General features: G+C 70.2%; 12 protein-coding genes, 1 tRNA gene and 1 pseudogene. 4 read left to right on the forward strand and 10 right to left on the reverse strand.

From position 1 onward, the window contains the following. On the reverse strand, nt 1-495 hold a 495-nt coding region (locus tag F3J10_RS31785; protein WP_167243757.1), incomplete at its 3' end, for a c-type cytochrome. Between the two features lie 244 nt (nt 496-739). Here F3J10_RS31785 and F3J10_RS31790 point away from each other — a divergent pair. Then, nucleotides 740-815 (forward strand) — tRNA-Arg (locus F3J10_RS31790). A gap of 99 nt (nt 816-914) precedes the next feature. Here the strand turns inward: F3J10_RS31790 and F3J10_RS31795 are convergent. The 4 genes and pseudogenes from F3J10_RS31795 to F3J10_RS31805 form a co-directional block, all read right to left on the reverse strand. Continuing rightward, nucleotides 915-2,021 carry a site-specific integrase gene (locus F3J10_RS31795; RefSeq protein ID WP_167243758.1) on the reverse strand — a complete coding sequence of 369 codons (1,107 nt, stop codon included), beginning with the start codon at nt 2,019-2,021 and terminating at the stop codon, nt 915-917. A gap of 83 nt (nt 2,022-2,104) precedes the next feature. Beyond that, a pseudogene (locus tag F3J10_RS36700) lies at nt 2,105-2,326 on the reverse strand (helix-turn-helix domain-containing protein); the annotation flags it as partial. A gap of 505 nt (nt 2,327-2,831) precedes the next feature. Continuing rightward, nucleotides 2,832-5,624, reverse strand: coding sequence for a toprim domain-containing protein (locus F3J10_RS31800; protein WP_167243759.1), 2,793 nt, complete (start codon nt 5,622-5,624; stop codon nt 2,832-2,834). Between the two features lie 2 nt (nt 5,625-5,626). Next, a complete protein-coding gene (locus F3J10_RS31805) occupies nt 5,627-5,830 on the reverse strand; it encodes a hypothetical protein (RefSeq protein WP_167243760.1) in 204 nt (67 codons plus the stop codon). Here F3J10_RS31805 and F3J10_RS31810 point away from each other — a divergent pair. Then, a complete protein-coding gene (locus F3J10_RS31810; protein WP_167243761.1) occupies nt 5,819-6,511 on the forward strand; it encodes a hypothetical protein in 693 nt (230 codons plus the stop codon). The genes F3J10_RS31805 and F3J10_RS31810 overlap by 12 nt on opposite strands. Here F3J10_RS31810 and F3J10_RS31815 read toward each other — a convergent pair. Next, nucleotides 6,508-6,756 (reverse strand): ogr/Delta-like zinc finger family protein, encoded by a 249-nt coding sequence (locus tag F3J10_RS31815; RefSeq protein ID WP_025097752.1) that lies wholly within the window; start codon nt 6,754-6,756, stop codon nt 6,508-6,510. The genes F3J10_RS31810 and F3J10_RS31815 overlap by 4 nt on opposite strands. A gap of 110 nt (nt 6,757-6,866) precedes the next feature. Then, the gene (locus F3J10_RS31820) at nt 6,867-7,070 is read right to left on the reverse strand and encodes a hypothetical protein (RefSeq protein ID WP_013696212.1); all 204 of its coding nucleotides are present in this window, start codon (nt 7,068-7,070) and stop codon (nt 6,867-6,869) included. A 91-nt stretch (nt 7,071-7,161) separates the two neighbouring features. Between F3J10_RS31820 and F3J10_RS31825 the strand changes: the two genes are divergently transcribed. Both F3J10_RS31825 and F3J10_RS31830 read left to right on the forward strand, forming a co-directional pair. Then, nucleotides 7,162-7,635 (forward strand): transcriptional regulator, encoded by a 474-nt coding sequence (locus F3J10_RS31825; RefSeq protein WP_025097753.1) that lies wholly within the window; start codon nt 7,162-7,164, stop codon nt 7,633-7,635. Nucleotides 7,636-7,831: 196 nt separating this feature from the next. Further along, entirely contained in the window at nt 7,832-8,119 is a 288-nt protein-coding gene (locus tag F3J10_RS31830; RefSeq protein WP_025097754.1) for a hypothetical protein, read from the forward strand. A gap of 182 nt (nt 8,120-8,301) precedes the next feature. On the opposite strand, the gene F3J10_RS31835 is transcribed toward F3J10_RS31830, so the two are convergent. The 3 genes from F3J10_RS31835 to F3J10_RS31845 form a co-directional block, all read right to left on the reverse strand. Continuing rightward, nucleotides 8,302-9,399: a phage late control D family protein gene (locus F3J10_RS31835; protein ID WP_167243762.1), complete on the reverse strand. Its 1,098-nt coding sequence runs from the start codon at nt 9,397-9,399 to the stop codon at nt 8,302-8,304. Continuing rightward, nucleotides 9,399-9,890 carry a phage tail protein gene (locus F3J10_RS31840; RefSeq protein ID WP_025097756.1) on the reverse strand — a complete coding sequence of 164 codons (492 nt, stop codon included), beginning with the start codon at nt 9,888-9,890 and terminating at the stop codon, nt 9,399-9,401. The genes F3J10_RS31835 and F3J10_RS31840 overlap by 1 nt, the downstream gene beginning before the upstream one ends. Before the next feature lie 13 nt (nt 9,891-9,903). Further along, a partial coding sequence (locus tag F3J10_RS31845; RefSeq protein WP_167243763.1) for a hypothetical protein occupies nt 9,904-10,142 on the reverse strand: 239 nt, incomplete at its 5' end.

Genomic DNA, 10,142 nt, shown 5'->3' on the forward strand with positions numbered 1-10,142 from the left:
TGGATCCGCGAACTTCGCGCCGCTGTTGTTCGCCATGTACACGACGGCGCGCGCTATTTCGAAATCGCTGACGTCGTCGGGGCTGGTGCCGCCGCGCGCGGGCATCGCGCCCTGGCCGGTCAGCGCCACGTGCAGCAGCGTGTCGTAGCCCTGCGCGATGCGCGGCGCCCAGTCGCCGGCATTGCCGAACTTGGGTGCGCCGGCCGCGCCGCTGGCGTGGCAGGTCACGCACACCGCCTTGTAGATTTCCTCGCCGCTCTTGTAGCTGCGCGGCGCGTTGGCATCCTTGACGTCGACCTGCGCGAGCGGCGCGATGCGCGCGGCCACCGCCGCATCCGACAGGCTGTCGGTGCCGGCGCCGGTGCGGAACACGTGGTTGGCGTAGGTGGCGAACAGGATGATGATGACGATCGGGATCGCGAACGACGCGACGATCACGGCGATCAGTTGCCCGGGCGTCTTGATGGGCGCTTCGTGGTGGGGCGCTTCACTCATGCTGGCCTCGTCTCCGTGAGTAGGAATTTTGCTCGGGTTCGGCTGCGGCAGAATGTCTGTAGGCGGAAGCACCGATGATTATAGACGCCTCTTTTTCGAGCGGAAGGGCTCCGCGCGGCGGGCGTTTACCCGCAAGGCGGCGGGGCCGCCGCGGGCGGTGGACGCTGTCATGGAAACAAGGTATGCTCTCGCTCTTGCCGCCGTCCCGCCCGGGTTTTCGAGGGTCGTGACACGGTTTCCCGAAGCGCCCGTAGCTCAATGGATAGAGTACTGCCCTCCGAAGGCAGGGGTTGCTGGTTCGATCCCAGCCGGGCGCGCCAATCGCCGTAAGGCTCTCAGCGGTTTTTCCCCGTTTTTGTCGATATCGTGTGCAGCTGGATTGCAGCCGCGCCGGTTTCCGTTCGCGCGGCCCACCTGATTCAGTCCCCGTTTTCTTCGTCCCCGGCGTCCAGGCGACGGACCGGCAGCGGCGTGGTATCGGCCGTCAGCGGCCTGACCCATTGCGCCAGGTGATCCGCCGACAGGTGCGCATAACGCTGCACCATCTCCAGCGTTTCCCAGCCGCCCAGTTCCTTGAGCACCTGCAGCGGCGTGCCGCGTTGCACATGCCAACTGGCCCAGGTATGGCGCAGGTCGTGCCAGCGGAAGTCGGCGATGCCGGCGCGCTCGAGCGCCTTGTGCCAGGCCAGCGTCGAGGTCTGGTGGACCGGCCGGCCGCGGTAGACGAACACGCTGTCGCGGCAGCCCGGTGCGCGCGGCGCGCCCTGCTGGCGCTGCAGCACCGCCAGCGCGACGTCCGACAGCGGCACCGTGATCGCCTTCCTCGCCTTCGCCTGGTCGGGATGAATCCAGGCCACGCGGCGCACCAGGTCGATCTGCGACCACTGCAGGCCGGTCACGTTGGAGCGGCGCAGGCCGGTCTCGAGGCTGAAGCGCGCCATCTCGGCCAGGTGCGCGGGCAGCTCGGCCAGCAGCCGCTCGGCCTGGGCCGGGGTGAGCCAGCGGATGCGCTTCTCGGGCAGCCGGGTGCGCCGCGTGACCGGCGCGCGATCCAGCCATTCCCATTCGACGGCCGCGTTCAGCACCGCCTTCAGCACGCCGATCACGCGCCGCACGGTGGCCGCGCTGGCACCGCGCCCGGTGGTCACCACGCCCTCGCGGGTGCGCACCGTGAGCGGCTCCTGGCGCTTGGCCAGCGCGATCGCGTCGATGCGTTCGCGGTCGATCCGGTCCAGCGCCAGGCCCGCGAGATGCCGGTCGAGCCAGCGCAGGTGCGTCTTCGAGGTTTCCAGGCTGGGCAGGCCCTCGCGCTCGGTGACGTAGCGGATCACCGCCTCGTTCCAGCTGTGGCGCGGCTTCACGCCCAGCCGCGCCTGGTTCCACAGCTGCACCTTCAGCCGGTCGTGGAATTCCTGCGCCCGCTCCTTGTCGCGGGTGCCAGTGCTTCCCTGTAGCGGCGTTCCGCCGCCTGGGGGGTAGAGCTTGTATTGCCAGTTCGGGCTGGTTTTTCGTTTGTAGAGCGACATGGGGCGAGGGGTTCCGAAGTAACGGTGACGTTGACGGGGGCGACCGGCGTTTCGCGCGGCAGCCATTCGCCCGCGAGGTAGCGCTGCAGGGCCAGGGTCGAGAAGATCCAGCGCTTGCCGACCTTGCGGCCCGGCAGTTGGCCGGCGCGGGCCTTGAGCCGGATGGTTTCCGGATGCGCGCCTAGCATCGCGGCCGCGCCGGCCAGGTCGAGGGTGGCCAGCGTCGCCGGCGGCTCGATCCCGGCCTCGCGCGGCGCGGGCACCGGCAGCGCAAGCCATGGACTCGCGGGATTCGTGGAATTCATCGGCAAGTCCTTGATCGGCAAGGGTTTTGGGCGCCATGGCTGGCCATCGGCGATGGCTGGCGGGCAGTGGCGACTGATGGCGCGTCATCCCGGCGGCGTTTGTCACCGATGGCGGAACAGCCGCGACTCGTGGCGCGCTGCGTGGCTTCGTGCTGGCCTTCCCCGCCCCTTTCTTTTCCTTTTCCTTCAATGATTTGAAGAGAGAGAGAAAAGCAGGGGCGCCGCGTCTGGTTTGGCCGACTGGTGGTGAAAACAGCGGGACTGATGGCGCGGCGGGGCGCTGTCGCGGCAGGCGATGTCTTGCGAATCAAGCACTTGGGCGCCAATGTCCGCGCCAGCCACGAGTCCTGCACGCTGCCCGGGTACCCCGGCGAGGCGATCGAGGCAATCGAGGCGGGCAGGCCCCCTCGCTTCCGGGCCCGCGCTCGCGCCCGGCCGGATCGATCGGCGGGGGGCGCGGGGGGCGAGTCGATGCGGCGGCCGGGCGCCATCGTGATCGGCGCCTTCATGCCGGGCTCCTGGCCAGCGCGTCGGAGGCGAGATCCTCGCGGATCGACACGTGCAGCCCGAAGCCGGCCAGCCGCTCGAGCGAGACTGGCGTCAGGTAGGGCACGCGCCGCGTGTAGATGCGCCGCTCGACCTCCTTCTCGCCCACCACCACGCCCGCCTGCTTGAGCTGCGCCTTGAAGATGCGATCCGACTTCACCGGCAGCGCGTTCCACTTCTCGCGCAGCGCGCTGGTGTGGGCGAGGTGGTCCATCACGTGGCCGGTGCGCAGCAGCAGGCAGAACTCGCCGTCGATGGTGTCGAAGGTGAAGGGATGCTGGTAGTTGCCGCCGTCGATCTCCGAGAGCACCGTCTCCATGATCCAGACCCAGGGCTCGCGATCGGCGCTGGTCTCGGCCACGTGGCCGTTCATCTCGGTGAGCAGGTCGCGCGCGAACTCGCCCTCGGCCGGATCCATGCCGGCGAACTCGCACAGATAGCGCCAGGCCAGCGCGAGCGCCGCGTAGTTGCCGGCCATGCGCCGCGCGCCGTCGTCCTCGCCGCTGGCGCGGCAGTTGGCCAGCGCCTTGTCGCGCAGCGTCGCGTAATGCTCGAGCACGGCGCGCCGGTTCAGCCCTGCCAGGAACTCGAGCCACTGGCGCACCGGAAAGCGCGGCAGCTCGTCGGGCAGCAGCGGGCCGCGCTTGCCGGTCAGGGTGGTGCGCACCAGCTTGCCGAGCAGGCTGCGCACCGGCACGTCCTCGCCGGCCAGCATCACCGGCGCGCACAGCAGGTACTCGGTCATGTCGCTGCCGCGCCGCGTGACGGTGTACTGGTAGTTTTCCTGCAGCAGGCCGACGGCCTTGTCGATCACGTCCTGGCGGCGCGCCGACAGCTCCTCCCAGCCGATCGGGTGGCTGGTGTGGCTGATGCTGGTGAGCAGGCGGAATTCGGTCTGCAGCGACTGGCCCGAGAACATCGTGAAGGCCAGCGTGCGCTCGAGCCGCTTGATCAGCGTCGACTTGCCGGCGCCCTTGTTGGCCTGCACCGTCAGGTGCGGCCAGAAGCCGAGCAGGGCCTTCAGGTGGCCGCCGAGCGCCCACACCAGCGGCACGGTCGCGGCGTTCTGGCGGAAGGTCTGCTGGTAGGCGGCGATCACGCGCCGCGCGTCGGCCACCGGGCCGCTGGGGAAGCTGAGGTTGTGATACGGGCACTGCTTGTCGGCCTCGGTGAAATAGCAGTCGGGGCCTTCGTTGACGATCAGCCGGCCGTCGCGCCAGGCCAGGCCCACGAAGTTCGCGGCCTGGCGCGCGCCCAGGTCGGCGCCGCGCTCGAGGATGTTCACCATGCGCTTGAACGGCGCCGGCGCCCAGATCGGGCCGAACTTGTTCCACTGGTCGACGTTGTGCAGCTGGTCGTCGAGCATCACGCGGCGGATCAGTTGCGCGCCGTGGCGCGGCGCCTGCACCGAGACCGCGAAGTAGACGGTGGGCGCCTGGTCCTCGTCGCCGGTCATGGTGGCGGTGGCGCTGGCCACCGAGACGCGGCTGATGCCGGCGATCCGGAAGCCGCAGAGATCGGCCAGCACCGGCGTCTCGGCGCCGCTTTCCTCGTTGCGCTCCATCTTGCTGATATGGCTGGTGAAGTCGGCGCGCACGCGAAAGCGCCAGTACTGCGCGAAGTCGTGCGAGGGCAGGAAGATGCGCGGGCGGCCGCGCCGCGTGGCGTCGCCGGGCAGGCCCGCGATCAGCCAGGGCTCGGTCTGCTCGAGCGCGCGCGCGAGCTCGGCCGCGCCGCGCTCGCGCAGGTAGTCGTTGACGTCGTTGATCGGCTCGCCGGCGCCGCCGCCCTGGGCCGCCTCGCGCAACCAGCCGGCCTGGTCGACCAGCATCGCGCCGATGTTCAGGCCGGTGAGCGTCTCGTAGAGCGCCCAGGCCGCTTCCGGGCCGGGACGATGGCCGGCGCGCGGATGGCCATCGGCGAAGGGCGCGTCGTTGTCCAGGCAGATCAGCACCTGCTTGCCGCGCAGGAAGCTGAAGTCGAGCTGGCCGACGTTGCCCAGCCCGCGCAGCGCGAAGGCCGCCGTGCCGGGCAGCGCGCAACTGTCGATCGACAGCGCGTTGATCGCGCTCTCGACCAGGACCACGCGCCGCGCGCGCTCCAGGCGCCGCGCGTCGGCGGTCCAGCCGTGGCCGGCCTTCTCGCCCTGGGTCTGGGTCTTCACCGCGCCGTTCAGGGCGGGGTCCAGGTAGCGCATGTCGACCGCCGCCACCTGGCCATCGCGCGGCCCGCGCACGATGAAGGCGGCCGCCGGCCCGCCGTGGCCCACTTCGCCGGCGGCGAGCCGGGCGCTGCTCCAGTCGTTGAAGCCGAGCGTGCGCGCGGCGAACGCGGCGTCGATCGCCTCGGGCGTGATGGCGCGGCCGAGCAGGTAGTCGCGCACGCCTTCGCGCGCGGCCAGGCAGCGCTCGGCGATGTAGTCGAGGGTCGACTTGGGGCGCCGCTCGGCCGTCGCGGGGCGCGTGGCGGCGATTCCGTAGCTGTCGTGCAGGTAGCGCAGCGCGTCTGCCAGGCTGCCGCCGCGCGCGTGCATCACCAGGTCCACGCAGGAGCCGCCGGCGTCGGCGCTGTGGTCGCGCCAGCCGGTGCCGTGCTTCGGGTGGTCCACGTAGATCGACAGCGAGGGGCTGCGGTCCTCGTGATGCGGCGAGTGATAGAGCGCGCGTTCGCCGCCGCGGCCGCGCTTCAGGCCCAGGCGCTCGGCCAGTTCGTGCAGGTCGATGCGCTGCTTCAGTTCGTCGATCGAGGCCATGGTCAGGGGCGGGGCTCCGTGGATTGCGGGTCGCTCGCGCAGTCGAGCGCGCGCAGCGCCTCGGCCGAGGCGGGGAAGCCGAGCGCGAGCCGTGCCGCGAGCGCGGCGAGGAACTGCCGGGAGGTGCCGGCCGGGGTGGCGGCAGCCGCCGCGGTGATCGCGGCGTGCAGCACCGCGTCGTGCGGGGCGATCGGGTGAGCATTCATCGGCGGGCCTCCATAGTGGAGCGGGACAAGGGCAAGGCGGGCAAGGCGGGCAAGGAGCGGGGCGGGCGGCACGGCAGGGTCAGCGGCAGATGCAGGGCGCGTTCGCGCATCAGGCGGGCCGCGGCCTCGACGGCATGGCGCAACGCGCGGTGGCGCATCGCCGCCTCGAAGTCGCCGATCAGGCGCAGGTGTTCCCAGCTCGCGCGCAGCGCGGCCTGGCGCGGTGCGAGGCAGGACGAGGCGCGGGGCGATCGGCAGGACGAGTCGCTTGCCGAATGGCAGGACGAGCAGCAGGTCGAGCCACAGGACGAGCAGCAGGTCGAGCAGCAGGTCGAGCCACAGGACAAGCCACAGGACGAGCAGCAGGACGAGCAGCAGGACGAGCCGCAGGACGAGCCGCAGGACGAGCAACAAGACGAGCAGCAAGACGAGCAACAGAACGAATCACAGATCGAAACGTCGGCCGGCAGCGGCGCCACCAGCGAACAGCAGGCGCCACAGGCGGCCACCAGGCCGCGCCGCGCGCCGATTTCGGGCAGCAGGGTGCCCGGGTCGAGCGCCGGGGCGATCGACCCTGGAACAGGGTGCGTCATGTTTTTCTCTTTTTTCGGGCAAACGGATCCCCTCACGCCACGCGGGCGCGATGCGAGGGGACGACGAAACGCGGAAGGGCGGGTTTAGACGGGCAGGTCGAGCTGCTGCTCGCCGCGTTCACGCACGTGCGGCGAGACCGGCAGTTGCAGCGTCGGATCGGGCATGGCCGAGGGCGAGAGGGTGCGCGCGAACTCCATGTTCACGACATAGGTGTGCCCGCATTCGACGTTGTTGCACTGGTAGGTGACTTCGCGAAAGGTCGGCGACATTTCGCGGCTGGTGCGCGCGGTGGCGCGCGTCCGGCAATGCGGGCAGCGATTCAGGATGCGCATGATGGAGGTCCTCCGGACGAGGCGGTGAGCGGGGCCGCGGCCGGCCGTTCGCTACGGGTTTCGACTTGGTATGGGGTTGGGGTGCTGCGGGGCGCGGGCGGGCGTCGCGCTCATCCCTCGGGCTTGCCGGCGGCCAGGCGCGCCGCGCGCATCGCGCCGATCAGCAGGCTGCGCGCGGTGCTCGACAGCGAGCGGTTCTGCGCCTGCGCGGCGCGCTCGAGCTCGCCGCGCTCGAGCTCGGACAGATGCACGTAGAGCGGCTTGCTCGACAGGGCAAAACGCGGGGAGCGGCGGGGTCCTTTGGCGGTCTTCACGGTCGGTATACTGGCTCGCTTAGTCTTGCGTTAATGTAAGCTCAGTGTGTCATCCATTTTTATGGACGTCAACAACTTGGATGGAAATTTAATGGACAGTGTGGGGAAGCGGCTGCGCGGCGAGCGGATGCGCCTGGGCTTGAGTCAGCCAGAATTTGCCGCGCTGGGAGGCCTCAAGCACAAGACGCAGCTCAACTACGAGGCCGACGTCAGCGCGCCCGATGCGCGTTATCTGCTGGCGCTGCGCGAGGTGGGCGTCGACATCTGGTACGTGCTGACCGGTGAGGTCAGCCCGGCGGTGCTGCCGGCCGACGAGGGCGACCTGGTCGACGGCTACCGCCAGCTCAACGAGGCGGGCAAGGCCGCCGTGCAGGGCTTCATCGCCACCTGCATCAACACCGGCTCGATGACCGCAGGCGGCGAGGGCGCGAGCACGCCGCGCGTCAAACGGCTCGCCGAAAATCGCCGCGCCGCGCTCGACCAGCGCATGGCCGAGAACGTCGAGCGGGCCATGGCCGAGGTCGAGCGGCTCAAGGCCGAGCGCGCCGGCAAGACCCGGAAGTGAGTACCGAGTACCGAATGGCGCGCCGGGCGTGCCATTGCGGACCTCCGCGAGGCAATCGTCAGCCTGCGCTGAGAGATTCGACAGCTTGATACTGTATGGATATACAGTATTATCTTGCTGACACGCGCTGCCATTCCGAGGCGATCCGCTGCCGTGCGGCGCTGTTGTCGAACGTGTCCGTGGGAGACCAGAACAAATGCACAGCAACACGAAGCCCTTCGAACGCATGACCGGTGTCGCGCCGCTGGCCGAGCGGCCAGTCAATCCGGCCGCGCATCTGCTCGTCGCGCCGAGCCTGCACACCGCCGCGCATCTCGACGCGGACGAGCGGGCCGAGGCGGCCGCGGCGATCGATACCGCGATCGATTCGGTGGGCGTGGTGCTGGAGGCGGCGCTGGCCGCGATGACGACGCTCGGCCAGGTGCGCGCCATGCTGGTTCGCGACGACGAAGGGCCGGGCGGCGCGGCCGCGGCACCGCGCTAGCGCCGCGCGCCGTTCCCGGCATGTCGCCGGCTGCTGGATCCGCACCAGCGCCGGCATCTTCATCGGCACCTCCGCCGCCCGGGTCGAGTTCTTCGGCCCGACTTCTCCTGATGACCTGATCTCCGCTCGCGGCCGGTTTCCCGCGCCGCGCTCGAGCCACGTGCCGTCATCGCTCGCCGGGCTCACGACGCGGCGCCCGGCGTCGCCGTCTTGCCGGCGTTCTTCTTGTCCGCCTGGGCGTCCTCGCGCGTCTCCAGCTCGAGCTCCGTCTGCAGGCCATTGTTGTCGAGCGTGTGCCGCGCGCTCTTGATCAGCCATTCGATCGCATCGATCTCGGGCTTGAGCCCGCTGAAGCTGACCGGCGTTTCCGGAAACACCTCGGGCCGGCCGCGCGCGAGCGAATAGGCGAGTGTCTGCTTGCCGCGCTGCATGCGCTTGTACTCGGCCTGGGCCGCGGCCATCGCCTCCTCCTGCGAGGCGTAGTCGTCGGTCAGCACCTTGACGTTCTTGCTGGTCTCGCCCTTCACCGTCACCGACAGGCGCCGCCCCTTGCCGTTCGAGTGGTAGTTGGCGCGCACCGCGTCGTACTTGTCGCGATCGGCCGAGCGGTACTGGTGATGGTCGCCGTCGGCGCGGGTCAGCGCGAGCACCGCCAGCGGCTTGCCGCTCGCGCTCTTGCCGGTGTCGATCGGCATGAACAGCAGCCGCTTGTCCTTGACGTTCATCACCGCGTCGTAGCGCTTGGCCAGGCGCGTCAGGAAGGACATGTCGGATTCGTGGGTCTGGTCGACATGGGCGATCTGGATGGCGGCCAGCGCCGCGCCCACCACCGGCTGCAGCGCGTAGCGCGCGGCGATCGCCTGCACGATCGCGCCGATGGTCTGCTGGTGCCAGCTGCGCTCGCGGCGCTGCTGCATGCCCTCGCTCATCGCGGCCGAATGCGCGCTGACCGACAGCGTGTCCGGCGTGCCCGACCAGCTCACCGTGTTGACGATGTAGGTGCCCTTGTCGACCAGCGGCTCGCCGCTCCAGCCGATCGCCACCTTCAGCTCGGCGCCGAGCGTGGGCAGCGCCAGGTCGCCGCGCGTGTCGTCGAGCGTGATGTCCACCGTGTCGGCCTGGTCGGCGCGGTTCTCGGTGATCGTCAGCGATTCCAGGCGCGGCGCGAACAGCATCGAGATATCGCGGCCGTCGAGCGTGATCCGGTAGTCGGGCTGCGATTCGACGCGCGCGATGCGGCGCCGCTCGGCCGGGGTGCGTTCGTTCGAATTGCTCGGCATCAGGCGGCCCCGGTTTGCGAGGTGGGGGTGCCGGTCGTCGAGCCGGCGCTGGTGCCGGCGTCGTCGTTGCTGCCGCCGGCGGGATCGGGGTTGTCGTCGGTCATGCGCAGCTCCGCGTCGTCCACGCGCGTGAGCGTCAGCGTGAAGGCGATATGGCGCGCCACGCCTTCGGGCGTGTGATAGGTCTGCGTCTCGTTGAGCGCGGTGATCAGGTAGGCGCCATAGACGTTGCCGCTGCCGTCCACCAGCACGTAGGCGTCGCCGTGGTCGGCCATCGCGGCGAGTTCGTCGATCGAGGCGATCGAGCCGATCGTCTCGGGCGCGACCACGCCGTCGAGCGTGATGGTGTCGTCGCCGGGGCCGACGTACTGGCGCGCGTCGCGCCGGCCGACCCGGGTTTTCGAGGCGTGCTTCCAGCCGCGCGCGCGCCCGAGCTGCTGGAACGGCGCCGAGGTGAGACTGAACACGAACTGGTCGAGGGACATCAGCATGAGGGGGCTCCGGTTAGTCGGTCAGTGCGGCGGTAGCGCGCTGGCGATCCTGGGCCGCCTGCTTGTCGAGGGCGGCCTTGATCAGGTTGGCGACGGCCCTCTCGTCCATGCCCGGCGTCGGGTAGACGTTGATGGTGACGTTCGAGCTCACCGTCGGCGCATGGAAGGGCGTGCCGCGCGCTGCCGCGTTGAGCGGCGGGCGCCGGTCGATCGGCACCGTCGGCGTGGTGATCGGCGCGCTCGGCGGCGGAA

It is taken from the genome of Burkholderia sp. Cy-637, from assembly GCF_011753175.1.
In the GTDB taxonomy this organism is placed as follows: Bacteria; Pseudomonadota; Gammaproteobacteria; order Burkholderiales; family Burkholderiaceae; genus Burkholderia; species Burkholderia gladioli.